Here is a 24,015-nt window from a genome sequence, read left to right on the forward strand (position 1 = left end):
AATCCCTGAAACACGCGGATAAGAGGTCACTTCTGCGCGCTTATTGGGCAGGTAATTAGCATTTACTGCCAGTTAAAAGCAAAAAAGCGCGTGAGCCAAAATTAACGACATGAGAAAAACTAATCTGAGAATGAGGGTGAAATTAGAATATTTCAAATGAGAGGGGAGCTTCCCTTCCCGGGGCCGGGAAGGGAAAGTGTGACGCAGTTAACGTAACCACTCTGGCAGATCGTTAAGCCCTAAAGCCTGACGCAATAACTGCGGTTTAACGCCAGGAAGCGTATCCGCCAGTTTCAGCCCGATATCGCGCAGCAGCTTTTTCGCCGGATGCGCACCGGCAAACAGTTCGCGGAAACCCTGCATGCTCGCCAGCATCATCGCGGCGCTATGTTTACGGCTGCGCTCGTAGCGGCGCAGGTACAGATGCTGACCGATATCTTTGCCGTCACGGCTTAAACGACGCAGCTCAGCAATCAGCTCAGCCACATCCATAAAACCGAGGTTAACGCCCTGGCCTGCTAAAGGATGGATGGTGTGCGCCGCATCGCCCACCAGCGCTAACCGATGCCCGGCAAACTGCCGCGCGTAACGTCCGGTTAACGGGTAAGTCTGGCGTTCGCTCTCCAGCTCGCACAGACCGAGGCGGTTATCGAAGGCCACGGTCAGCGCCTGGTTGAACGCCTCAGCGCTGCTCTCCTGCATCGCCTTCGCCTGCTCTGGCGGAAGCGACCAGACGATCGAGCATAAATGCGGATCGTTCAGCGGCAGAAACGCGAGGATGCCATCATTATGGAAAACCTGGCGCGCAACAGCCTGGTGCGGCTCGGCGGTGCGGATCGTCGCCACCAGCGCGTGATGGTGATAATCCCAGTAGGTGAGCGGAATATCCGCACGGTTGCGCAGCCACGAGTTAGCGCCGTCAGCACCCACCACCAGTCGCGCCGTCAGCATAGTGCCCTCTTTCAGGGTCAGGAACGCTTCGTTCTCCCCCCAGGCGACCTGCTGCAACTCGGCTGGCGCAATCAGCGTGACATCTTTGCACTGCTGCGCCTGCTCCCACAACGCGTGGTGAATGCGCGTGTTCTCAATGATGTAGCCCAGATGGCTGTAACCCATGCTCAGATCGTCAAAGGAGATGCGCCCGAAGCTGTCTTTCTCCCACACTTCCATGCCGTGATAGCAGCCGACCGGCCCGGCAACGATGTTTGACCAGACGCCAAGGTGCGTCAGCAATTTTTCACTGGCGGCGTTAATCGCCGAGACGCGTAGCGCCGGAGGGGCATCCGCAGCCTGCGGCTCGGGAACCGTTTGTTCCAGCACCGCCACGCGCAGCCCGCTCCCTTGCAGGCCGCAGGCTAATGCCAGACCCACCATGCCGCCGCCGACAATCGCAACATCAACACTCTGCACTCTTAGCTCCTTAACGGGCGACCCAACCGAGGGTTCGTTGCGCCAGCGCATCACGCGCCGGGGTAAATAGTTCCATCGCCATCAACCCGAGGTTGCGCCCAACGACCAGCGGCGCCCAGCGGTTGGCGAAGAGATGCACCAGCCCATCCGTCACGCCGATGGTGGCAGCTTTATCTGCCTGCCGACGCTGGTTATAACGCAGCAACAGCGGATAGCTTCCCACATCACTCTGTTCGATAAAGGCGTGCGAAAGGGTTTCCGCCAGCGTCATCACATCGCGCATGCCAAGGTTGAAGCCCTGCCCGGCAATGGGATGCAGCGTCTGCGCCGCATTTCCCACCAGCACGGCGCGATGGGAGACGGATGAGCTGGCAGTGGAGAGCGCCAGCGGGTAGACGCTGCGCTTCCCGGCATGCAGGATGCGGCCAAGACGCCAGCCGAAGGCTTTTTGCAGCTCATCGCAAAACTGTTCGTCTGACCAGCTCGCCACCTGCTGCTGTTTTTCACGCGGGTGACACCACACCAGCGAAGAGCGCCCCTGCGACATCGGCAGCATCGCCAGCGGGCCATGTTCAGTAAAGCGCTCAAAGGCGCGCCCCTGATGGGCTACGGAAGTGGTGACATTGGCAATCACCGCCGCCTGGTCGTAAGGCGACTGCTGCCAGTCGATATTGAGCTGCCCGGCAATCGATGAGCGCGAGCCGTCTGCCGCCACCAGCAGTTCGCCGGTGAGCTGCTTGCCGCTTTGCAGCGTCACCGTCACCTGCTCTTCACTACGGGTAAAGTGGTCGACGCGATCCGGGCAGTGAAGCGTAACGCCCGGCGCGTTTTGCAGCCGCTTAAAGAGCCGCTGACCGACATCGTGCAGCTCAACCACATGGCCTAACGCATCAAGCCGGTACTCTTCCGCCGTCAGCGTGACGAAACCGGCATGGCCGCGATCGCTGACGTGTACGGTTGAGATGGGCGTTGCGCAGGAGGCAAGCGCCTGCCAGACGCCGATGTGCGCCAGCTGCTGGCAGGTGCCCGCCGCCAGCGCGATCGCACGTGCGTCAAAACCGGGATGATCCTGCGCGCCGGGCGCGTTGGCTTCCACCAGATGAACGGCAAGCTTGCCCTGTGTCAGATGTGAAATCGCCAGCGCAAGGGTTGCGCCAGCCATGCCGCCGCCAACGATGATCACGCTCATGCGCGCGCCTTCGCCATCAGCGCTTCAATCTCATCGGCTTTTTTGACTACGCTGGCGGTCAGGTTTTCGTTGCCGTTGTCGGTGATGACAATGTCATCTTCGATGCGAATGCCGATACCGCGATACTTCTCCGGCACATCGGCATCCGGCGCGATGTAGAGCCCCGGCTCAACGGTAAGCACCATGCCTGGCGCCAGCTCGCGGGAGCGATCCTGGCCATAAACACCGACATCATGCACATCCAGCCCCAGCCAGTGGCTCAAGCCATGCATAAAGAAGGCGCGGTGAGCGCTTTGTGCAACCAGCTCTTCAACGTCGCCCTGCAAAATGCCGAGCTTCACCAGCCCGCTCACCATGATGCGCACCACTTCGCCGGTCACTTCCTGAATGGAGGTGCCGGGGCGGAACAGTTCAAGCGCGCGTTCCAGCGAGGCGAGCACAATGTCGTAAATCTCACGCTGCGCAGGGGTGAATTTGCCGCTGACCGGGAAGGTGCGGGTGATATCGCCAGCATAGCCTTTGTATTCGCAGCCCGCGTCAATCAGCACCAGATCGCCCGCGCGCATTTCGCTTTCGTTCTCGGTGTAGTGCAGGATGCAGCCGTTTTCGCCCGCGCCCACAATGGTGTTGTAGGAGGGAAAGCGCGCGCCGTGGCGGTTGAACTCATGCTGAATTTCGCCTTCCAACTGATACTCAAACATGCCCGGGCGGCACACCTGCATCGCGCGGGTATGGGCTAGCGCAGAAATTTCGCCCGCGCGGCGCAGCACTTCAATCTCTTCAGCGGATTTAAACAGGCGCATCTCATGCACGATGGGCCGCCAGTCGGTCAGCGTGGCGGGCGCTTTCAGATTCTGGCGCGAGCCTTTGCGCAGCTTGTCGAGCGCAGCAAAGAGGATGGTATCCGCGTAAGCGTATTCGCCCTGCGCGTGATAGACCGCATCGAGGCCATTGAGCAACTGATAGAGATGCTCGTCAATCTCCGGGAACGCCAGCGCGCGATCGACGCCGAGCTTCTCCGGCGCGGCCTCCTGGCCGAGGCGGCGACCAAACCAGATTTCAGCGGTTTTGTCGCGCACGCGGTTGAAGAGCACGCTGTGGTTGTGGGTGTCATCGCTTTTGATCAGCACCAGCACCGCTTCCGGCTCGTTAAAACCGGTGAAATACCAGAAATCGCTGTTCTGGCGATAGGGGTATTCACTGTCTGCGCTGCGGGTCGCTTCCGGCGCGGCAAAGATCAACGCCGCGCTACCCGGAACCATCTGCGCCAGTAAAGCCTGGCGACGACGGAGAAACTCAAGCTGTGTCATGACACCTCCTCCATGTAAAAAACTAATTAGTGTAGTGTGGGCTTACGCACTTCCGGTGCGGTCGGCTGCTGGCGCGTGAAGGTATCGTGGCAGAGCAGCGCCGCAACGCGGACATACTCGATAATCTCTTCCAGAGACATCTCCAGCTCTTCCTGATCTTCGTCTTCGTCGTAGCCCAGCTGCGCGATGTTGCGCAGGTCGTCAATCGCTTCGCCGGTTTCACCGGTCACTTTGTCGAGCTTCGGCTGTGAGACGCCAAGACCCAGCAGGAAGTGATTCACCCAGCCTGCCAGCGCATCGGCGCGGTCGAAGACGCTGACGTCGTCGCCTTCCGGCAGATAGAGTTGAAAGAGAAAGCCATCATCTTCCAGCGAATCGCTGGTGGCGGCATGCATTGCACGCAGCGCCTGGGCAAGCTCGTGGCCGAAGGCCAGCCCTTCGTTGGTTAAATCATGCAGCAGCGGCTGCCATGAGGTGTCTTTGTTGCCGCCGCAGAGCATCCCCGCGATCAGCCCATGCATTTCAGCAGGATGCAATCCCACGCCTTGTTGGTTGAGTAACTGGCCTACTTCCTTGTAACCAGGTATTTCGTTCTGTATAGACATGCGCATTCGTCGTCGTTGGGGGAAATATTCATGGTATGCTACCACTTTGGACCCTGGTGATATACCCGTGATGGTTCACGTTACATGCCATTGCATGTACGCGGATTACTTAAGGTATAGACGTAAAATAGTTGAAAGTACTGACCAGGGTCGCTTATAGTGTCGCCCCTTCGCAGCCCAGGGCTCGAATGCGAAGGCAGAGCGCAGTCAAACAGCAGGAAGGTGGCATGTCTGCACAACCCGTCGATATCCAAATTTTTGGCCGTTCACTCCGCGTGAACTGCCCGCCTGAGCAGATAGATGCGCTGAATCAGGCTGCGGAAGATCTGAATCAGCGGTTGCAAGATCTGAAGGTTCGCACTAGAGTCACAAATACTGAGCAGTTGGTGTTTATCGCCGCGCTGAATATCAGCTACGAGCTTGCTCAGGAAAAGGCAAAAACCCGTGATTACGCCGCCAGCATGGAGCAGCGTATTAAGATATTACAGCAGACCATTGAACAGGCTTTACTTGATCAGGGTCGCATAACGGAAAGACCGGGGCCGAAGTTTGAATAATACTTCAAGGTCAACTATGGTAGATTGACAGTGAAGTTAAAAAATTCTCTGAGATGTTTGCAAGCGGGCCAGTCCCCTGAGCCGATATTTCATACCAACAGAGTGTGGCGATCCATGGTTGGTGAGCATGCTCGGTCCGTCCGAGAAGCCTTAAAATCATGACGACACATTCACCTTGAACCAAGGGTTCAAGGGTTACAGCCTGCGGCGGCATCTCGGAGATTCCCCTCTTCTACCAGTAACGACCATGACGCAACTGCCCGATTCACTTCCGTCACGACAAGCAATCCGCAAACAGATTCGTCAACGCCGACGAGAAATCACCAGCGCCCAGCAGCGCCAATTCGCTGAACAAGCCGCACTGCGCATGATGGCCTGGCCGCCTGTTGTGATGGCACATACCGTTGCCCTGTTTCTCTCCTTTGACGGCGAACTCGATACACAACCGCTGATTGAACAACTGTGGCGAAGCGGCAAACGCGTTTATCTTCCCGTATTACACCCTTTCAGTCCCGGCAATCTGCTCTTTTTGCACTACCATCCGCACAGCGAACTGGTGACCAATCGTCTGAAAATTCAGGAGCCGAAACTGGATGTGCGTGATGTGCTTCCACTAAGCCAGCTTGACGTGCTGATCACGCCGTTAGTCGCCTTTGATGAACAGGGGCAGCGCCTCGGCATGGGCGGCGGGTTCTACGACAGAACGCTGCAAAACTGGCGCGCGTATGGCGTGCAGCCGGTCGGTTATGCCCATGATTGCCAGCGCGTAGAGAAGTTGCCTGTAGAGGAGTGGGATATTCCGCTGCCTGCGGTGGTCACGCCTTCAACGGTGTGGGAGTGGTAGGTTGTTCCCCTCCCGGACGGGAGAGGAACAACTAACGCAACTTAGAACAGCAGACGGGAACGAATGGTGCCCGGAATCGCTTTCATGCTCTGTAGCGCGGTCTGCGCAACCTCTTCTTCCGCTTCGATATCAACCACCACATAGCCCATATGCGGTGTAGTTTGCAGATACTGCGCCGCAATGTTGATGTTCTGGCTGGCGAAAATCTGGTTAAGTGCCGTCAGCACGCCAGGGCGGTTTTCATGGATATGCAGCAGACGACGACCGCCGTGCAGCGGCAGGGAGACTTCCGGGAAGTTTACCGCCGAGAGCGTTGAGCCGTTATCGGAGTACTTAATCAGCTTACCGGCAACTTCCAGGCCGATGTTCTCCTGCGCTTCCTGCGTTGAACCGCCGATGTGCGGCGTCAGAATAACGTTATCAAACTCGCAGAGCGGTGAGTCGAACGGATCGCTATTGGTCGCCGGTTCGGTCGGGAAGACGTCAATCGCTGCGCCCGCCAGATGCTTACGCTTCAGGGCATCGCACAGCGCCGGGATATCAACCACCGTGCCGCGTGCGGCGTTGATCAACAGTGCGCCCGGCTTCATCAGCGCCAGCTCCTCTTCGCCAATCATATTCTTCGTTGAAGCGTTTTCCGGCACGTGCAGGCTGACCACGTCGCTCATGTTGAGCAGATCGGAGAGATGCTGCACCTGCGTGGCGTTGCCGAGCGGCAGTTTGTTCTCGATATCGTAGAAGAAGACGTGCATCCCCAGTGATTCAGCGAGAATACCGAGCTGGGTACCAATGTGGCCGTAGCCAATGATGCCGAGCTTTTTGCCGCGCGCTTCATAGGAGCCGACCGCCAGCTTGTTCCAGATACCGCGGTGCGCTTTGGCGTTCGCTTCCGGAATGCCGCGCATCAACAGCAGCAGTTCGCCGATCACTAACTCCGCCACGGAACGGGTGTTGGAGAAGGGGGCGTTAAAGACCGGCACACCGCGTTTGGCTGCCGCTTCCAGGTTCACCTGGTTGGTGCCGATGCAGAAACAGCCGATGGCGACCAGCTTTTCCGCTGCGGCGATGACATCTTCAGTCAGTTGAGTACGGGATCGCAGGCCAATGAAGTGGGCGTCGCGGATGGACTCTTTCAACTGCTCGCTGTCCAGTGCGCCCTTGTGAAATTCGATGTTGTTATAACCCGCCGCACGGAGGCTTTCGACCGCTTTCTGGTGCACCCCTTCGACGAGCAGAAATTTAATCTTGTCTTTCTCCAGTGATACCTTTGCCATTTACCCGACCCTGTTTTATGTCTGACTGTGATGTTGTGCGGAGGAAAACCGCGTTAGCCAACATATCAAAAAAAACTATCGCGGCAATATGAACGTTTGCGTCGCCGCTCTGAAGAAATGTCATCCAGCGGGAAATGGCAGAGAAAAATGCTGGAAAAGCAGAAGCTCGCGGCAGGGATGCGAGATGAAGGGGAAAAACGTGACAGATATCACCGAATTTAACGATGTCAGATTTTTACCGGGAGACCGCTGCCTCCCGGTCAGATCATTTCACGATGGTTTTGACGCCATCCGGGGTGCCAATCAGCGCCACGTCAGCCCCACGATTCGCGAATAAACCCACCGTGACCACACCGGGAATATTGTTGATGGTGTTCTCCATCGCGATGGGATCGAGAATTTCCAGACCATAGACATCGAGGATGACGTTGCCGTTATCCGTCACCACATTCTGGCGATACTCCGGGCGGCCGCCCAGCTTGACCAGCGTGCGCGCGACCGCGCTGCGCGCCATCGGGATCACTTCAACCGGCAGCGGGAATTTGCCGAGGATCGGCACCTGCTTGGAGGCATCCGCGATACAGATAAACTTATCCGCCACTGAGGCGATGATCTTCTCACGAGTCAGCGCCGCGCCGCCGCCTTTGATCATCTGCATCTGATCGTTAATCTCATCCGCGCCGTCGACGTAGATCCCCAGGCGATCGACAGCGTTAAGATCGAAAACGGTAATGCCTAAGCTTTTCAGCTTCTCGGTAGAAGCGTCCGAGCTGGAAACCGCGCCCTCAATCTGCCCTTTCATAGTACCCAGCGCGTCAATAAAGTGTGCCGCGGTGGAGCCGGTGCCTACGCCGACAATGGTGCCGGGTTCAACATAGTGAAGTGCTGCCCAGCCCACTGCTTTTTTGAGTTCATCCTGCGTCATGGTCGTTCGCCTGTGGTGTGAAATTTCAGGCGCATTATAAATAGGCTCTGCCGAAAAGTCCCTGTGACCTGTGTCACAATACGCGACAACCATTTTCGTCTGCCACGACGGGAAATTTATGTCATAGTGCGAAAGACTATTTTTCAGGAGATTGCCCGAGCAATGAAACGTCCGGATTACAGAACACTACAGGCACTTGATGCAGTTATTCGTGAGCGTGGGTTTGAGCGTGCTGCGCAAAAGCTCTGTATTACTCAATCCGCCGTGTCACAGCGTATCAAGCAACTGGAGAACATGTTCGGGCAGCCATTGCTGGTGCGTACCGTACCGCCGCGCCCCACCGAGCAGGGGCAAAAACTGCTGGCGCTGTTGCGTCAGGTTGAACTACTGGAAGAGGAGTGGCTTGGCGACGAGCAAACCGGCTCCACACCGCTGCTGCTGTCGCTTGCGGTCAACGCCGACAGTCTGGCAACCTGGCTGCTGCCTGCGCTGGCGCCGGTGCTGGTCGACTCCCCGATTCGCCTCAATTTGCAGGTGGAAGATGAAACCCGCACCCAGGAGCGCCTGCGTCGCGGTGAAGTGGTTGGCGCGGTGAGTATTCAGCCACAGGCGCTGCCAAGCTGCCTGGTGGATAAACTGGGCGCCCTCGATTACCTGTTTGTTGGCTCAAAAGAGTTTGCCGAACGCTACTTCCCCAACGGCGTAACGCGCTCTGCGCTGCTGAAAGCGCCTGCGGTGGCGTTTGACCATCTCGACGATATGCATCAGGCCTTTTTGCAGCAATATTTCGATCTGCCGCCCGGCAGCGTCCCCTGCCATATCGTTAACTCATCGGAAGCCTTTGTGCAGCTGGCGCGCCAGGGAACGACCTGCTGCATGATCCCACATCTGCAAATCGAGAAAGAGCTGGCGAGCGGTGAGCTTATCGACCTGACGCCGGGCCTGCTGCAGCGCCGTATGCTCTACTGGCACCGCTTTGCGCCGGAAAGCCGGATGATGCGCAACGTCACCGACGCGCTGCTGGCGTTCGGTCATCGGGTACTGCGACAGGATTAAGAGAGCCCCTCTCCCCGAATGAGGAGAGGGACGCCAGCGTTACTTCGCGGCTGGCGTGGACTGCGGTTGCTGCTGCTGTTGCTGCGCCTGATTAGGCTCAATCTGGAAGACTACATCGACCTGATCGTCAAACTGGATGGTCGGCTGTTCGTAGGTCTCCTGCGCCGCAGACTCTGCTGGCGCATCGGCCTTCATCATGCGCACCATCGGGCTCGGCTGATAGTTAGAGACATGGTAACGAACGCTGTAAACCGGGCCGAGTTTGGCATTGAAACCGGCAGCCAGCTGCTGCGCCTGGCGAGTCGCGTCATCAATCGCCGCTTTACGGGCTTTATCCTTAAAGGACTCCGATTGCGCAACGCCCAGCGAGACGGAGCGGATTTCGTTCAGACCCGCTTTCAGCGCGCCATCAAGCAGTGAGTTAAGCTTATCCAGCTCGCGCAACGTCACTTCCACGGTGCGCACAGCGCGATAGCCTTTCAGAATGCTTTTGCCATTCTGGTAGTCGTAATCGGGCTGGGTGCGTAAGTTCGCTGAGTTGATATCTTTACGGGCGATGCCGTTTTGCTCCAGGAAGCTCAGGTATTGCGCAACGCGATCGTCCGCCTGCTTCTTGGCTGAGGCCGCATCTTTCGCGGCGACGTTCACTTCAATCGCCAGGGTGGCGATATCCGGGGTCGCATCCACGCTTGCCGTACCCGTTGTGACAATGTGCGGGCCATCCGGCAATTCACTGGCCTGTACCGCCATTGCGCTGAAACCCACCATCGCCGCCAGGGCTATCACTTTACGTTTCACAGGTACTCCTCCATGTTACTCAATTACGTCCCGTTGGACGGACGCCTGGCAGCAAGCTTAGCCACTTACGCCTGATTGTCCATCGGACTTACCTTAACTGAATAATCCTTGCAAATGGTTAACACCTTCCACCGCCAGTTTCAGCGCGATAAACCACATCACCAGGCCGACCAGAATATTGATAACCCGCTGCGCCGTGGCGGTGCGCAAACGCGGCGCGAGCCAGGCGGCCAGCAGCGCAAGGCTGAAGAACCAGAGAAAAGAGGCGCTGATGGTGCCGAGGGCGAACCAGCGCTTCGGCATCTCCGCTAACTGCCCGCCAAGACTGCCGAGCACCACAAAGGTATCGAGATAGACATGGGGATTGAGCCACGTAACGGCCAGCATGGTGGCGATGATCTGCCCACGCCCCTGGCGAAGCGCATCGGCATTTTCCAGATCGATATCAGGGGAAAAGGCGGTTTTCAGCGCGCCAAAGCCGTACCACAACAGAAAAAGTACTCCGCCCCAGGTCACCAGCGCCAGCAGCCACGGCGACTGCATCAGTAACGCACTGCCGCCGAATACCCCGGCGCAGATCAGCGCAACATCGCTCAGAGTGCAGAGCAGTGCCGTCATGAGGTGATACTGTCGGCGGATGCCCTGGTTCAGGACGAATGCGTTTTGCGGCCCCAGCGGCAAAATTAAAGCAGCGCCCAGCATAAGCCCTTGTAAATAATAAGATAACACGTCAAATTTCCATTCAGTTTATTGCAGGAAGCTGACTATAACGCGCGGGGATTATTAGGTGAAATTGATAATTTTAATCTGCCATTAACCAGGCTAATGGCGATAGCGATAAAAAAGGCCGACAGTGTCGGCCTTGTGCTTACTCGTCAGGTTGCTCTTTAACCCGTTTTAAATTCACATCCATTTGCGGGAACGGGAAGCTAATCCCTTCCTCATCGAAACGGCGCTTGATGGTCTCCAGTACATCCCAGTAGACGTTTTGCAGATCGCTACTTTTACTCCAGATACGCACCACAAAGTTGATCGATGACGCGCCCAGTTCGTTGAGGCGTACTGTCATCTCGCGATCTTTGATGATGCGCTCATCGGCCTGGATAATCTCGTTCAGAATACGTTTGACCTGGTCGATATCCGAATCATAGGCCACACCGATAATCAGCTCGTTACGGCGCTCCGGCTCGCGGGAGAAGTTAATGATGTTGCCCGCGATGATTTTACCGTTCGGGATGACGATAATACGGCCATCCGGCGTGCGCAGGGTGGTCGAGAAAATCTGCACCTGCAATACCGTGCCGGCAACGCCACCGAGATCAACATACTCGCCAGAGCGGAACGGACGGAAGGTCACCAGCAGCACGCCCGCCGCAAGGTTCGAGAGCGATCCTTGCAGTGCCAGACCAATAGCCAGGCCAGCGGCACCGAGCACCGCGATCACCGACGCCGTTTGTACGCCGACGCGACCCAGCGCGGCAATCAGGGTAAACGCGATAATACCGTAGCGCACCAGCGCGGAGAGGAAGTCCGCAACGGTGGCGTCAATGTGTCTTGCACGCATCACCCGGTTAAGGGCGTTCGAAATAACGCGCGCCACAATCATACCGACGATGATGATGGCGATCGCCGCCACGATATTTACGGCATAGCTCAACAGCAGCGCCTGGTTATTTACCAGCCAGGAGCCCGCGTTGTTGATGCTATCGACAACGTGAAGATCTTCCATATTGTGCTTCCTTCTATTGTTCCAAAACGGAAAAAACGCCCCTTGCCAAAAGGACAGCCCCCTAAAGGGTAAACAAAAAGAGGCGCTTTCGCCAAATAGTTAAACTTTTCGCACCTATAGCAGCTTATTGAATTCGCAATAAAAAAGGCCCGCAAAGTGCGGGCCTTTTCGGAAAAGAGCGGCGTAAATTACAGAACGTCTACTGCGTTCAGCTCTTTAAATGCCTGCTCCAGACGCGTCACCATGCTGGTCTGCGCTGCACGCAGCCATACGCGCGGATCGTAGTATTTCTTGTTCGGCTGGTCTTCGCCTTTCGGGTTGCCCAGCTGGCTCTGCAGGTAGCCTTCGTTATCTTTGTAGTACTTCAGAATACCTTCCCAGGTTGCCCATTGGGTATCGGTATCGATGTTCATTTTGATAACGCCGTAGCTTACGGAGTCTTTGATTTCCTGAGCAGAAGAGCCGGAACCGCCGTGGAACACGAAGTTCAGGCTGTTGTGCGGCAGGTTATGTTTCTTGGAAACATACTCCTGAGAGTCGCGCAGGATAGTCGGGGTCAGTTTAACGTTACCCGGCTTGTAAACGCCGTGAACGTTACCGAAGGAAGCCGCGATGGTGAAACGCGGGCTGATGGCGTTCAGCTTGGTGTAAGCGTAGTCCACGTCTTCCGGCTGGGTGTAGAGAGCAGATGCGTCCATATGGCTGTTGTCGACGCCATCTTCTTCACCGCCGGTGCAGCCCAGTTCGATCTCAAGGGTCATGCCCATTTTGGACATGCGCTCCAGGTACTTAGAGCAGATCTCGATGTTCTCTTCCAGAGACTCTTCAGACAGGTCGATCATGTGAGAAGAGAACAGCGGTTTGCCGGTCGCAGCGAAGTGTTTTTCACCGGCGTCCAGCAGGCCGTCGATCCACGGCAGCAGTTTTTTCGCGCAGTGGTCAGTGTGCAGAATAACCGGCACACCGTAGTGTTCTGCCATCTGGTGAACGTGATGCGCGCCAGAGATAGCACCCAGAATAGCTGCGCCCTGAGGAACGTCAGTCTTCACGCCTTTGCCCGCGATGAACGCAGCGCCGCCGTTGGAGAACTGTACGATAACCGGTGCGCGAACTTTCGCAGCGGCTTCCAGAACGGCGTTGATGGAGTCAGTGCCCACGCAGTTAACTGCCGGCAGAGCGAAGTTGTTTTCTTTAGCTACCTGGAACACTTTCTGAACGTCATCACCGGTGATCACGCCAGGTTTTACGAAATCAAAAATTTTAGACATGTTACGTAGTCCTGTATCTTTGGCCTGGAAAAATGCGTGCCTTATAGCGCGCTGAAATTAAGGCGGGTAACCCCGCCCTGCTGATCTTACTGCTTAGCGCGCTCTTCGAGCATGGCTACTGCCGGCAGAACTTTGCCTTCCACGAATTCGAGGAATGCGCCGCCGCCAGTGGAGATGTAGGAGATCTTGTCAGCGATACCGAACAGATCGATAGCAGCCAGCGTATCGCCGCCGCCTGCGATGGAGAACGCGTCGCTGTCAGCGATGGCGTTCGCCACGATTTCAGTACCCTTACGGAAGTTCGGGAACTCAAAGACGCCAACCGGACCATTCCACAGAATAGTTTTGGCGTTTTTCAGGATTTCAGCCAGTTTCTGCGCGGAAACATCGCCCAAATCCAGAATTTGCTCATCATCTTTGATGTCATTAACGGATTTCAGCGTCGCGTTAGCGGTTTCAGAGAACTCGGTCGCCACACGCACATCGGTCGGAACCGGGATATCACAGGTGCTCAGCAGACGTTTGGCTTCATCAACCAGATCCGCTTCGTACAGGGATTTACCAACGTTATGACCCTGGGCCGCAACGAAGGTGTTAGCGATACCGCCGCCAACAATCAGCTGGTCAGCGATTTTGGACAGGGAATCCAGCACGGTCAGTTTGGTGGAAACTTTGGAACCGCCAACGATAGCCACCATCGGGCGAGCCGGCTCTTTCAGCGCTTTACCCAGCGCGTCCAGCTCTTCTGCCAGCAGCGGACCTGCACACGCGACATCAGCAAATTTACCGACACCGTGAGTAGAAGCCTGCGCGCGGTGCGCAGTACCAAAGGCGTCCATCACAAAGATGTCGCACAGCGCGGCATATTTCTTCGCCAGCGTTTCGTCGTCTTTTTTCTCGCCTTTGTTGAAGCGTACGTTTTCCAGCACGACCAGCTCACCGGCAGCGATTTCTACGCCATCCAGGTAATCTTTTGCCAGGCGAACCGGGTTGGAGAGTTTGTCTTTCAGATAGTTAACTACCGGAAGCAGAGAGAATTCTTCGTTGTATTCACCTTCGGTCGGGCGACCCAGGTGAGACGTTACCATCACTTTCGCGCCCTGTTTCAGCGCCAGTTCGATGGTCGGCAGAGAAGCACGGATACGCGCATCGCTGGTCACTTTCCCTTCTTTAACCGGTACGTTCAAATCCGCACGGATTAGAACGCGTTTACCAGCCAGATCCAGATCGGTCATCTTAATTACAGACATGGTGAATCCTCTCGATGATTCTTAAGTTTTGTAGACACTCGCGTGCCTTACCTGAAACTCACTGCAGCTATTGCTAACGTTGTGTCGAGCATACGGTTAGCAAAGCCCCATTCGTTGTCGCACCACACAAGGGTTTTAATCAGGTGCGAACCACTGACCCGGGTTTGCGTGCCATCGACAATGGCGCTGTGCGGATCGTGGTTAAAATCAATTGAGACCAACGGTAATTCCGTATAGTCAACTATACCATGAAATGTTCCCTGCGCTGCTTTTTGCAGCAACTGGTTGACTTCACTCGCTTTTACCGGCTTTTGCACCGTTACGCTTAAATCAATGGCGGTGACGTTAATGGTCGGTACGCGCACCGCAATCGCTTCGAATTTGTCATTAAACTGGGGGAAAATGCGCGAGATACCCGCCGCCAGTTTGGTATCGACCGGAATGATTGACTGGCTGGCTGCGCGCGTGCGGCGCAGATCGGCATGATAGGCGTCAATCACCTGCTGATCGTGCATCGCCGAGTGGATTGTCGTTACCGTTCCCCACTCAATGCCGTAAGCCTCGTCGAGCAGTTTGATCACCGGAATAATACAGTTCGTGGTGCAGGAGGCGTTGGAGACAAGGTGATCTTCAGGACGCAGCGTCGTATGGTTCACGCCAAAGACGATGGTTGCGTCGAGATCGCTGCTGCCAGGATGAGAGAAGAGCACTTTTTTCGCGCCTGCCGCCAGATGGGCTTCGCCATCTTCACGGCTGCCATAAACGCCGGTGCAATCAAGCACGATATTAACGCCCAGCTCGCGCCATGGCAGCGCAGAAATCTCGCTTTCGTGCAGGAGGCGAATGGCATCGTCGCCAATAAATAGCTGCTCCCGCTCCTGGCGCACATCCCAGGCAAAACGCCCGTGGCTGGTGTCATACTTCAGCAGATGCGCGATCCCCGCGGCGTCCGCCAGTTCATTGATTGCCACCACGGTGATCTCGGCGCGACGCCCTGATTCGTAGAGTGCCCGAACCACGTTGCGCCCGATGCGACCGAAACCGTTAATCGCTATGCGTAGGCTCATAACTCTCCTGCAAGGCCAGCCCGCCTGAAGTGGATGACAGAGTAATCCAGTCGCCACCAGAGGGGAATCCTCGCCTGCCTGAACTGCGTCTGTTTGCTTATTTGTCGAACATTTAAACGACTGAAACGCTTCAGCTAGAATAAGCGAAAGCTGGAATAAAAGGAATGATTGTCCAGACGGATTCGCCAGTAATCTGACTTGCATCACATTTTTGCTGGAATAATTGACGGGAAAAGGCAGAGTCTAACTGAGGGCCAGAAAAGCGAACGAAGGAGAGAGAAAAGCGTCCATGCTGGTTTATCAGAAGGGAGAGTGTGTTGCGAAGCATTAAACAAGCCGGGCTGATGAGGGCTACGCTGAACCCGTTTCACTCCCCCCACTTCTGCACTAACGCCATGCGCTAAACGCGGCTTAAAACCAGCTGCGCTCCGGCACCTGCGGTTCGGTACGATCCGCGCGCGGCATCTCAACCGGCTGCGAAGAGAGCTCTTTCGCCCACAGATCGGCCACCCATTTGACGCCCTTTGCGGTGAAGCGCGCCTGCGACCAGCTGTGGCTGTTTTCGCCCACGCCGCCATGCACGGTAAAGTAACCCGCATCGATATGGTACTGCGGTGGCATCAGCGCGCCGTTAACCCGCTGCATGATATTGCGCTCCAGCAAAAAGCGGCGGAACTGCGGCTCTTTCACGCGCAGCATTTTGCACAGCTGGCGGAAACCGAGCGACTCTTCAACCCGCACATACTGGTCGAAAAACTCCGCTTTAGGCGCGGTAATGGCAAGCTGCGCTTCCGCACGCTGGCGCTTTTCATACTGCTCCGCCCAGGCGCGTGCCGCTGCGGCAGGATTGGTAAAATCCGGCAGGCCGACGGTTTTTTCGCGCTCCTGCCAGCGGTCGAGCATTTCGGCGGTAAAAGCCGGAGAAAGGCGTGAAACCGTCAACAGTGAGTCGCGCTTGTTGAGCAAAAACTCCTGCCGCATTTCGCCCTCGCGTTCGTAAGCATTGGCGCTTACCGGCTGGGAAAGACGTTGCGCAGTTTCCAGGCTTTTAACCATCCGTTTGACTTCGGCATGGGTTACGCCCGTCAGCTTCGCGATTTCGCGGCTGCTGATGGTCGACGCGGCAGCCTGCGAATTGAGATGTTCACCAGAGATCAGCATGTTCACTCCTTACTCAAACTCACATCAGTTAAGGTGAGGAAATAGTATACAACTTACTGGATAGATATCCAGTATATTTTTTACACATAGATCAAGGGTGCTTTGAGAGCATTCAGTAAAAAGAGGAGAGCGTGGTGAGGGCAGAACGTAGACGTGCCGGAGGGCGATGACGCCTGCTCCGGCACGGAATAGTGCAAGCCCGGTAAGCGAAACGCTACCGGGCAATGGTGATTACAGCAGCTCTTTGGCTTTGGCGACCACGTTATCTACGGTGAAGCCAAACTCTTCAAACAGCAGCTCTGCCGGCGCAGACTCACCAAAGGTGGTCATGCCAACAACTGCGCCGTTCAGGCCGGTGTATTTGCACCAGAAGTCGGCGATACCGGCTTCCACCGCCACGCGCGCGCTGACCGCTTTCGGCAGCACCGCTTCACGGTAAGCAGCATCCTGCTTGTCGAAGGTGTCGGTAGACGGCATGGAGACCACGCGCGCTTTCACGCCTTCAGCTGTCAGACGTTCCCACGCAGCAACGGCCAGCTCCACTTCAGAACCGGTGGCGATGAAGATCAGCTGCGGCTGACCGTCACAATCTTTCAGCACGTAACCGCCGCGAGCGATATCCGCCAGCTGCTGCTCAGAACGCTCCTGCTGCGCGAGGTTCTGGCGAGAGAGGATCAGCGCAGTCGGGCCGTCGTGACGCTCAACGGCATATTTCCACGCCACCGCAGACTCAACCTGGTCACACGGACGCCAGGTGCTGACGTTCGGGGTCAGGCGCAGAGAAGCAACCTGCTCAACCGGCTGGTGCGTAGGGCCATCTTCACCCAGACCGATGGAGTCGTGGGTGTAAACCAGCACCTGACGCTGCTTCATCAGCGCCGCCATACGTACCGCGTTACGCGCATACTCGACGAACATCAGGAAGGTGGAGGTGTACGGCACAAAACCGCCGTGCAGAGAGATACCGTTGGCAATCGCGGTCATACCGAACTCGCGCACGCCGTAGTGAATGTAGTTGCCTGCGGCATCTTCATTGATCGCTTTCGAGCCGGACCACAGGGTCAGGTTGGAAGGCGCGAGGTCAGCAGAACCGCCGAGGAACTCCGGCAGCAGCGGGCCAAACGCTTCGATAGCGTTTTGAGAAGCTTTACGGCTGGCGATTTTCGCCGGGTTCGCCTGCAGTTTGGCAATGAACTCGTTGGCTTTCGCTGCGAAATCTTCAGGCATCTCGCCTTTCATACGACGAGTGAACTCGGCAGCCAGCTCCGGGAACGCTTTCGCGTAAGCGGCGAACTTCTCATTCCACGCAGACTCTTTCGCCTGACCCACTTCTTTCGCATCCCACTGCGCATAAATCTCAGACGGGATCTCAAACGGAGCGTGTTTCCAGCCCAGCTGTTCGCGGGTCAGTGCCACTTCCGCGTCGCCCAGCGGCGCGCCGTGGGAGTCGTGGGTACCGGCTTTGTTCGGCGAGCCGAAACCGATAATGGTTTTGCACATCAGTAGCGACGGTTTGTCGGTGACGCTGCGTGCTTCTTCAACGGCGCGTTTGATGGCGTCGGCATCGTGGCCGTCCACGCCGCGAACAACGTGCCAGCCGTAGGCTTCAAAGCGTTTCGCGGTATCGTCGGTGAACCAGCCTTCAACGTGGCCATCGATAGAGATGCCGTTGTCGTCATAGAACGCAACGAGTTTACCCAGCTTCAGCGTACCGGCCAGCGAGCAGGCTTCGTGAGAGATGCCTTCCATCATGCAGCCGTCGCCCATAAAGGCGTAGGTGAAGTGGTCAACAATGTCATGACCCGGACGGTTGAACTGCGCGGCCAGCGTCTTCTCGGCAATCGCCATACCAACTGCGTTTGCAATCCCCTGCCCCAGCGGGCCGGTGGTGGTTTCAACGCCAGCGGTGTAACCCACTTCCGGGTGACCCGGCGTTTTGGAGTGCAGCTGGCGGAAGTTCTGCAGTTCGGTAATCGGCAGATCGTAGCCGGTGAGGTGCAGCAGGCTGTAGATCAGCATCGAGCCGTGACCATTGGACAGCACAAAGCGGTCGCGGTCAGCCCATGCAGGATTCGTCGGGTTATGGTTCAGGAAATCACGCCATAACACTTCGGCGATGTCTGCCATGCCCATCGGGGCTCCCGGGTGACCGGATTTGGCTTTCTGTACCGCGTCCATGCTCAGCGCACGAATAGCATTGGCAAGCTCTTTACGTGAGGACATTTTGACTCCAGATCGGACTGTTAAGGGCTAATCCCGTAACGACTTGACGACAGCGCGTTTTGGGCTACGCCGGAAAAAAGTGCCAACAATGTAACCCAAGCGGGTAATCATGTACATGGAGCATCCTTTTGCGCTTCAGAAATCTCTGGAAGCCGCTCGCAAGTTGCGCAATCTCCTCGCCCGTCCAACACTCTCTTCTTTATACTGGCGCTCACCGCCCTCTCATGTAGAAGAACGGCGGAGCAAAAAACGACTCAATCATTGCGGAAGATAATAAATGAAAATTCGCCCAGCCCTCCTTGCTCTGGGAATGACCACCCTGCTTGCCGGTTGTCAGAACATGGATTCAAACGGTTTTCTCAGCTCCGGCGCAGAAGCCTTTCAGGCTTACACCCTGAGCGATGCGCAGGTTATTGCCCTGAGTGACGACGCCTGTAAGCAGATGGACAGTAAAGCCACCATCGCACCTGCAAGCAGCGAATACAGCCAACGCGTGAACAAAATTGCCGCCGCCCTTGGCGACAACATCAACGGCCAGAAGGTGAACTACAAGGTGTATGTCACTAAAGACGTTAACGCCTTTGCGATGGCGAATGGCTGCATCCGCGTTTACAGCGGCCTGATGGATATGATGACCGACAATGAAGTCGAAGCGGTAGTTGGCCACGAAATGGGCCACGTTGCGCTCGGCCATGTGAAGAAAGGGATGCAGGTGGCGCTCGGTACCAATGCGGTGCGCGCGGCGGCAGCCTCGGCGGGCGGCGTGGTTGGTAGCTTGTCCCAGTCGCAGCTTGGTGCGCTCGGGGAAAAACTGGTCAACTCACAGTTCTCCCGGCGTCAGGAGTCGGAAGCGGATGACTACTCTTACGACCTGCTGCGCAAGCGCGGCATTAACCCGGTCGGTTTAGCCACCAGCTTCGAAAAACTAGCGAAGATGGACCAGGGCCGTCAAAGCTCAATGTTTGACGATCACCCGGCTTCGGAAGCTCGTGCCCAGCACATTCGCGACCGTATGGCCGCAGACGGCATCAAGTAATGAATAAAGGAGGCGCTTGCCTCCTTTTTATTACGCCCCGGCAGCGCCGATAAAAAATCCCCTCCGGGCCTGGGCCGGGAGGGGATTGATTTCACTGCGGCTCACGCCGTGCGATGAGGTTACTCATCTTCCAGATAGGTATAGCCGTAGAGACCCGCTTCGAACTCTTCGAGGAACTGCTGCTGCAGCGCATCGTCCAGCCCGGTCTCTTTAACCTGATCGCGGAACTGCGTTAACAGCTTGCCCGGATCGAGCTGCACGTACTCCAGCATATCAGCCACGGTATCGCCTTCATCAGAAAGCTCCACTTCTACGCTGCCATCCGGGAAGACAAACACGTCAACCGCTTCGGTATCGCCGAACAGGTTGTGCATGTTGCCGAGGATCTCCTGATAGGCACCGACCATAAAGAAGCCCAGCATCGGCGGGTTCTCCGGATCGTACTCGGGCATTGGCATCGTTGTAGCAATGCCGTCGCCATCGACATAGTGATCGATAGCACCATCGGAGTCACAGGTAATATCCAGCAGCACCGCACGGCGCTCCGGCGCATGGTTCAACCCTTCCAGCGGCAGCACCGGGAAGAGCTGATCGATACCCCACGCATCCGGCATCGACTGGAACAGGGAGAAGTTGACGTACATCTTGTCCGCCATACGCTCCTGCAGTTCGTCGATAATCGGACGGTGCGCACGGTTGCTCGGATCGAGCTGCTTCTGCACTTCATGGCACATGTTCAGGTAGAGCTGCTCTGCCCACGCGCGCTCTTGCAGGCTAAAGGTGCCGGAAGAGTAACCAACGTGAATGTCGTGCAGATCCATCTGGCTATCATGCAGCCACTCGCGCAGCGAACGGCGCGTGCCTGGCTCGTGCATCTCCTGCCAGGTTTCCCACATGCTTTGCAGCGCGCGCGGCGCATCTTCCGCCGGCGGAATGGCCGGGGTGTATTCGTTGCGCTCAACGCCAATGATATTGGAGACCAGCACCGTATGGTGCGCGGTCACCGCGCGGCCCGATTCGGTGATCACCGTCGGGTGCGGCAAACCGTGCTCTTCGCAGGCATCGCCAATCGCCCAGATAATGTTGTTCGCGTACTCGTTCAGGCCGTAGTTAACGGAGCAGTCGGATTGCGAACGGGTACCTTCATAATCGACACCCAGGCCGCCGCCGACGTCGAAGCACTGAATATTCACGCCCAGCTTGTGCAGCTCAACGTAGAAACGGGCAGATTCGCGTACGCCGGTGGCGATATCGCGAATATTGGCCATCTGCGAACCGAGGTGGAAGTGCAGCAGTTGAATGCTGTCCAGACGACCGCGCTCACGCAGGATCTCAACCAGTTGCAGCACCTGCGTCGCCGCCAGGCCAAACTTCGACTTCTCACCGCCGGAGGATTGCCACTTGCCGGAGCCTTGCGATGCCAGACGCGCCCGCACGCCAAGGCGTGGGATCACGTTCAGGCGCTCAGCTTCTTCCAGTACGATGGCGATTTCGCTCATCTTCTCGATCACCAGATAGACCTTGTGGCCCATCTTCTCGCCAATCAGCGCCAGGCGGATGTATTCACGGTCTTTATAGCCGTTACAGACGATCACCGAACGGGTCATGCCCGCATGGGCGAGTACCGCCATCAGTTCCGCTTTTGAACCCGCTTCCAGCCCCAGCGGTTCGCCGGAGTGGATCAGGGATTCAATGACGCGACGGTGCTGGTTAACCTTGATCGGGTAAACCAGGAAGTAGTCGCCGTTATAGCCATAGGATTCACGCGCGCGTTTGAAGGCGGCGTTAATCGAGCGCAGACGGTGTTGCAGGATCTGCGGGAAGCAGAAGAGCGCCGGTAAACGCTGGCCCTGCGCTTCACGCGCTTTCACCAGCTGTGCCAGATCGACACGCGCCTCGGGGACATCCGGATCGGGGCACACGCTGATGTGGCCCAGCTCGTTGACGTCGTAGTAGTTATTGCCCCACCAGGCAATATTGTAAGTCCGTAGCATCTTGCTGGCTTCCTGGGAGCTCATCGCTACCTCCTGCATGGAACGTAGTGCACCGTGTTCGCCTGCTGACGAAGGCGAAACTGAAGAGATGTCGTCAGACATTGCGAACCTCACTTAATTAAAGTGTATACCCTGTGAATGTCACCCTGCTCATTGGCGAGGCGAAGCGACACGGGGATGAAATAGTTGACTACTATCGCAGTGACACATAGCGATAACAACCCATAAACAGCCATGATTTTCGGCATAACATGCCAAAGCACCGACTGCGCGACCGGTTTCTGGTTCATATGATAGTAAAACATCTGTCCGGACCCGAGTATGACAGGCCGGCGAAACCACGAGAAAACTCCTGATGCTCAGGAGAGCCCTTGTTCAGTTATCACAATGCCTTACCGGCCCTGGAGTCCTGAGAAGCGCCGAAATGGGGATAACATCGGCTGGTTTGCAGATCAGAGATGCGAATGACGGGAAATGCGTGCACGTCAGAACGACGCGGCAGAATATTCGGAAAACGACGGTTCATTATTTCGTATCACCTCCACGCAAGCCATGACGACCCGCGACAAGCCAAAGCCATTAAATACACTGCTTAACCCGGCTGGAAGTGGCGACACAGCAGCGATGCCGTGCGCTTTTTTGATGAGCCGCGCGCGGCGTTTTATACCGATAACCGGGTGAAAAAGCAAAATAAAAAAGGCCTTCTTGCCCCATTGCCAGGAAAATTTTCCGTGACAGAGTGTGTCAGGAGGCGACGCAGATCAAAAAACGCTGGCAATGGGATGAATAAGTAACCTAAAATAGCCGTCCAGATGTTAATCCGTCCAGACCGATTAACACACAGACTTCTTGTGTCATCTTTGCGTAGCCACCGCGAAGAGAGCCGAACACAGAATTCGATTTAACCGAATTACACCAGGTGAAAATTTATTATGGCAAAACACCTTTTTACGTCCGAGTCCGTCTCTGAAGGGCATCCTGACAAAATTGCTGACCAAATTTCCGACGCTGTGCTGGATGCAATCCTCGAGCAGGACCCTAAAGCGCGCGTCGCTTGTGAAACGTACGTGAAAACCGGCATGGTGCTGGTCGGTGGCGAAATCACCACCAGCGCATGGGTGGATATCGAAGAGATCACCCGTAATACCGTGCGTGAAATCGGCTATGTTCACTCTGACATGGGCTTTGACGCCAACTCTTGCGCCGTACTGAGCGCAATCGGTAAGCAGTCCCCGGATATCAACCAGGGCGTTGACCGTGCCGATCCGCTGGAGCAGGGCGCGGGCGACCAGGGCCTGATGTTTGGCTATGCGACCAACGAAACCGACGTGCTGATGCCAGCGCCAATCACCTACGCTCACCGTCTGGTTGAACGCCAGGCTGAAGTGCGCAAAAACGGCACCCTGCCGTGGCTGCGTCCGGATGCGAAAAGCCAGGTCACTTTCCAGTATGACGACGGCAAAATCGTTGGCATTGATGCTGTAGTGCTCTCCACCCAGCATTCAGAAGATATCGATCAGAAATCGCTGCAGGAAGCGGTGATGGAAGAGATCATCAAGCCGATCCTGCCGACCGAGTGGCTGAACGCCTCTACTAAATTCTTTATCAACCCGACCGGCCGTTTTGTTATCGGCGGCCCGATGGGCGACTGTGGTCTGACCGGCCGTAAAATCATCGTTGACACCTACGGCGGCATGGCCCGTCACGGCGGCGGCGCATTCTCCGGTAAAGATCCGTCGAAAGTTGACCGTTCCGCAGCGTACGCGGCGCGTTATGTGGCGAAAAACATCGTGGCTGCTGGCCTTGCCGACCGCTGTGAAATCCAGGTCTCCTACGCCATTGGCGTGGCAGAGCCGACCTCAATCATGGTTGAAACCTTCGGCACCGAGAAAGTCTCCACCGAGCAGTTAACGCTGCTGGTGCGTGAGTTTTTCGACCTGCGTCCATACGGCCTGATTCAGATGCTGGATCTGCTGCACCCGATCTATAAAGAGACCGCTGCATACGGTCACTTCGGTCGCGAATCTTTCCCGTGGGAAAAAACTGACAAAGCCGCGCTGCTGCGCGACGCTGCCGGCCTGAAATAATCCACTGACCGCACCGCTATCAAGGCCAGCCTCGCGCTGGCCTTTTTCATTTTTATGCGCGTTATGACCATCCAGTGCCATTTGTGCAGCTATACTCACTCTGCCCGTAACTATTTCATTTGAAAGCGATTACACCAGGCAACTAACGAAACTCCTCCCCTCCCTCACTGGCTGAAACGGTCGCGCGTCATAATTGTTACATCACGCTTCGGTTTAGTCTGAAATAACGCCC

General features: G+C 56.4%; 22 protein-coding genes and 1 other RNA gene. 6 read left to right on the forward strand and 17 right to left on the reverse strand.

Annotation, left to right across the window (positions count from 1 at the left end; genetic code table 11):
- Positions 1-207: 207 nt before the first annotated feature.
- From ubiI to ABIC80_RS13850, 4 genes are read right to left on the reverse strand one after another with little or no spacing between them, the layout of a single operon-like run.
- Positions 208-1,410, reverse strand: a complete 1,203-nt coding sequence (gene ubiI / locus ABIC80_RS13835; protein WP_128482141.1) for an FAD-dependent 2-octaprenylphenol hydroxylase — start codon at positions 1,408-1,410, stop codon at positions 208-210.
- Positions 1,411-1,420: 10 nt separating this feature from the next.
- Positions 1,421-2,599: a 2-octaprenyl-6-methoxyphenyl hydroxylase gene (gene ubiH / locus ABIC80_RS13840; RefSeq protein ID WP_429177520.1), complete on the reverse strand. Its 1,179-nt coding sequence runs from the start codon at positions 2,597-2,599 to the stop codon at positions 1,421-1,423.
- Positions 2,596-3,909: a Xaa-Pro aminopeptidase gene (gene pepP / locus ABIC80_RS13845; RefSeq protein ID WP_200134947.1), complete on the reverse strand. Its 1,314-nt coding sequence runs from the start codon at positions 3,907-3,909 to the stop codon at positions 2,596-2,598. Before pepP ends, ubiH begins: the two co-directional genes overlap by 4 nt.
- 26 nt (positions 3,910-3,935) lie before the next feature.
- Positions 3,936-4,514, reverse strand: coding sequence for a YecA family protein (locus ABIC80_RS13850; protein WP_023480800.1), 579 nt, complete (start codon positions 4,512-4,514; stop codon positions 3,936-3,938).
- A gap of 227 nt (positions 4,515-4,741) precedes the next feature.
- Here ABIC80_RS13850 and zapA point away from each other — a divergent pair, with 227 nt between their 5' ends.
- The 3 genes from zapA (at position 4,742) to ABIC80_RS13865 (ending at position 5,915) form a co-directional block, all read left to right on the forward strand.
- Positions 4,742-5,071: a cell division protein ZapA gene (zapA, locus tag ABIC80_RS13855; protein WP_429177522.1), complete on the forward strand. Its 330-nt coding sequence runs from the start codon at positions 4,742-4,744 to the stop codon at positions 5,069-5,071.
- Positions 5,072-5,113: 42 nt separating this feature from the next.
- A non-coding RNA gene (gene ssrS / locus ABIC80_RS13860) (6S RNA) lies at positions 5,114-5,297 on the forward strand.
- A gap of 21 nt (positions 5,298-5,318) precedes the next feature.
- The gene (locus ABIC80_RS13865; RefSeq protein ID WP_429177524.1) at positions 5,319-5,915 is read left to right on the forward strand and encodes a 5-formyltetrahydrofolate cyclo-ligase; all 597 of its coding nucleotides are present in this window, start codon (positions 5,319-5,321) and stop codon (positions 5,913-5,915) included.
- 41 nt (positions 5,916-5,956) lie between these two features.
- Here the strand turns inward: ABIC80_RS13865 and serA are convergent, their stop codons facing one another.
- Entirely contained in the window at positions 5,957-7,189 is a 1,233-nt protein-coding gene (gene serA, locus ABIC80_RS13870; RefSeq protein WP_023480742.1) for a phosphoglycerate dehydrogenase, read from the reverse strand.
- A 265-nt stretch (positions 7,190-7,454) separates the two neighbouring features.
- Positions 7,455-8,114, reverse strand: a complete 660-nt coding sequence (rpiA, locus tag ABIC80_RS13875) for a ribose-5-phosphate isomerase RpiA (RefSeq protein WP_023480899.1) — start codon at positions 8,112-8,114, stop codon at positions 7,455-7,457.
- Positions 8,115-8,276: 162 nt separating this feature from the next.
- On the opposite strand from rpiA, the gene argP reads away from it, so the two are divergent.
- The gene (gene argP, locus ABIC80_RS13880; RefSeq protein ID WP_023480875.1) at positions 8,277-9,170 is read left to right on the forward strand and encodes a DNA-binding transcriptional regulator ArgP; all 894 of its coding nucleotides are present in this window, start codon (positions 8,277-8,279) and stop codon (positions 9,168-9,170) included.
- 39 nt (positions 9,171-9,209) lie between these two features.
- On the opposite strand, the gene ABIC80_RS13885 is transcribed toward argP, so the two are convergent.
- From ABIC80_RS13885 to tkt, 8 genes are all read right to left on the reverse strand, one after another.
- Entirely contained in the window at positions 9,210-9,968 is a 759-nt protein-coding gene (locus ABIC80_RS13885; RefSeq protein WP_023480810.1) for an oxidative stress defense protein, read from the reverse strand.
- A 93-nt stretch (positions 9,969-10,061) separates the two neighbouring features.
- On the reverse strand, positions 10,062-10,697 hold the full coding sequence (argO, locus tag ABIC80_RS13890) for an arginine exporter ArgO (protein WP_042718324.1): 636 nt from the start codon (positions 10,695-10,697) through the stop codon (positions 10,062-10,064).
- Positions 10,698-10,836: 139 nt separating this feature from the next.
- Entirely contained in the window at positions 10,837-11,697 is an 861-nt protein-coding gene (gene mscS / locus ABIC80_RS13895) for a small-conductance mechanosensitive channel MscS (protein WP_200134943.1), read from the reverse strand.
- Between the two features lie 188 nt (positions 11,698-11,885).
- Positions 11,886-12,965 (reverse strand): class II fructose-bisphosphate aldolase, encoded by a 1,080-nt coding sequence (gene fbaA, locus ABIC80_RS13900; protein ID WP_023480871.1) that lies wholly within the window; start codon positions 12,963-12,965, stop codon positions 11,886-11,888.
- 86 nt (positions 12,966-13,051) lie between these two features.
- Positions 13,052-14,215 (reverse strand): phosphoglycerate kinase, encoded by a 1,164-nt coding sequence (gene pgk, locus ABIC80_RS13905; RefSeq protein ID WP_042718328.1) that lies wholly within the window; start codon positions 14,213-14,215, stop codon positions 13,052-13,054.
- Between the two features lie 47 nt (positions 14,216-14,262).
- Complete coding sequence (gene epd / locus ABIC80_RS13910; protein WP_429177526.1) at positions 14,263-15,282, reverse strand: erythrose-4-phosphate dehydrogenase; 1,020 nt, start codon at positions 15,280-15,282, stop codon at positions 14,263-14,265.
- 411 nt (positions 15,283-15,693) lie between these two features.
- The gene (locus ABIC80_RS13915) at positions 15,694-16,443 is read right to left on the reverse strand and encodes a phage antirepressor KilAC domain-containing protein (protein ID WP_023480846.1); all 750 of its coding nucleotides are present in this window, start codon (positions 16,441-16,443) and stop codon (positions 15,694-15,696) included.
- Between the two features lie 231 nt (positions 16,444-16,674).
- Positions 16,675-18,666 carry a transketolase gene (gene tkt, locus ABIC80_RS13920; RefSeq protein ID WP_042713595.1) on the reverse strand — a complete coding sequence of 664 codons (1,992 nt, stop codon included), beginning with the start codon at positions 18,664-18,666 and terminating at the stop codon, positions 16,675-16,677.
- Positions 18,667-18,943: 277 nt separating this feature from the next.
- Here tkt and ABIC80_RS13925 point away from each other — a divergent pair, with 277 nt between their 5' ends.
- Positions 18,944-19,702, forward strand: a complete 759-nt coding sequence (locus ABIC80_RS13925) for a M48 family metallopeptidase (protein ID WP_429177527.1) — start codon at positions 18,944-18,946, stop codon at positions 19,700-19,702.
- 119 nt (positions 19,703-19,821) lie between these two features.
- On the opposite strand, the gene speA is transcribed toward ABIC80_RS13925, so the two are convergent.
- The 3 genes from speA to ABIC80_RS13940 form a co-directional block, all read right to left on the reverse strand.
- Positions 19,822-21,798, reverse strand: a complete 1,977-nt coding sequence (gene speA / locus ABIC80_RS13930) for a biosynthetic arginine decarboxylase (RefSeq protein WP_071789546.1) — start codon at positions 21,796-21,798, stop codon at positions 19,822-19,824.
- Between the two features lie 8 nt (positions 21,799-21,806).
- Entirely contained in the window at positions 21,807-22,001 is a 195-nt protein-coding gene (gene yqgB / locus ABIC80_RS13935) for an acid stress response protein YqgB (RefSeq protein ID WP_429177529.1), read from the reverse strand.
- A gap of 77 nt (positions 22,002-22,078) precedes the next feature.
- Complete coding sequence (locus ABIC80_RS13940) at positions 22,079-22,222, reverse strand: hypothetical protein (protein WP_420920225.1); 144 nt, start codon at positions 22,220-22,222, stop codon at positions 22,079-22,081.
- Between the two features lie 406 nt (positions 22,223-22,628).
- On the opposite strand from ABIC80_RS13940, the gene metK reads away from it, so the two are divergent.
- Positions 22,629-23,783: a methionine adenosyltransferase gene (gene metK / locus ABIC80_RS13945; RefSeq protein ID WP_076769184.1), complete on the forward strand. Its 1,155-nt coding sequence runs from the start codon at positions 22,629-22,631 to the stop codon at positions 23,781-23,783.
- Positions 23,784-24,015: the final 232 nt, after the last annotated feature.

This window comes from Kosakonia sp. 1610 (genome assembly GCF_050435845.1).
GTDB classification, from domain to species: domain Bacteria; phylum Pseudomonadota; class Gammaproteobacteria; order Enterobacterales; family Enterobacteriaceae; genus Kosakonia; species Kosakonia cowanii.

Coding starts and splice junctions, on each gene's coding strand:
- ABIC80_RS13925 (WP_429177527.1), top strand. CDS start 18,944: ATGAAAATTCGCCCAGCCCTCCTTGCTCTGGGAATGACCACCCTGCTT.
- ubiH (WP_429177520.1), bottom strand. CDS start 2,599: ATGAGCGTGATCATCGTTGGCGGCGGCATGGCTGGCGCAACCCTTGCG.
- ABIC80_RS13915 (WP_023480846.1), bottom strand. CDS start 16,443: ATGCTGATCTCTGGTGAACATCTCAATTCGCAGGCTGCCGCGTCGACC.
- zapA (WP_429177522.1), top strand. CDS start 4,742: ATGTCTGCACAACCCGTCGATATCCAAATTTTTGGCCGTTCACTCCGC.
- yqgB (WP_429177529.1), bottom strand. CDS start 22,001: ATGTTTTACTATCATATGAACCAGAAACCGGTCGCGCAGTCGGTGCTT.
- tkt (WP_042713595.1), bottom strand. CDS start 18,666: ATGTCCTCACGTAAAGAGCTTGCCAATGCTATTCGTGCGCTGAGCATG.
- ABIC80_RS13865 (WP_429177524.1), top strand. CDS start 5,319: ATGACGCAACTGCCCGATTCACTTCCGTCACGACAAGCAATCCGCAAA.
- pepP (WP_200134947.1), bottom strand. CDS start 3,909: ATGACACAGCTTGAGTTTCTCCGTCGTCGCCAGGCTTTACTGGCGCAG.
- argP (WP_023480875.1), top strand. CDS start 8,277: ATGAAACGTCCGGATTACAGAACACTACAGGCACTTGATGCAGTTATT.
- serA (WP_023480742.1), bottom strand. CDS start 7,189: ATGGCAAAGGTATCACTGGAGAAAGACAAGATTAAATTTCTGCTCGTC.
- rpiA (WP_023480899.1), bottom strand. CDS start 8,114: ATGACGCAGGATGAACTCAAAAAAGCAGTGGGCTGGGCAGCACTTCAC.
- ABIC80_RS13940 (WP_420920225.1), bottom strand. CDS start 22,222: ATGAACCGTCGTTTTCCGAATATTCTGCCGCGTCGTTCTGACGTGCAC.
- speA (WP_071789546.1), bottom strand. CDS start 21,798: ATGTCTGACGACATCTCTTCAGTTTCGCCTTCGTCAGCAGGCGAACAC.
- mscS (WP_200134943.1), bottom strand. CDS start 11,697: ATGGAAGATCTTCACGTTGTCGATAGCATCAACAACGCGGGCTCCTGG.
- ABIC80_RS13850 (WP_023480800.1), bottom strand. CDS start 4,514: ATGTCTATACAGAACGAAATACCTGGTTACAAGGAAGTAGGCCAGTTA.
- metK (WP_076769184.1), top strand. CDS start 22,629: ATGGCAAAACACCTTTTTACGTCCGAGTCCGTCTCTGAAGGGCATCCT.
- fbaA (WP_023480871.1), bottom strand. CDS start 12,965: ATGTCTAAAATTTTTGATTTCGTAAAACCTGGCGTGATCACCGGTGAT.
- pgk (WP_042718328.1), bottom strand. CDS start 14,215: ATGTCTGTAATTAAGATGACCGATCTGGATCTGGCTGGTAAACGCGTT.
- epd (WP_429177526.1), bottom strand. CDS start 15,282: ATGAGCCTACGCATAGCGATTAACGGTTTCGGTCGCATCGGGCGCAAC.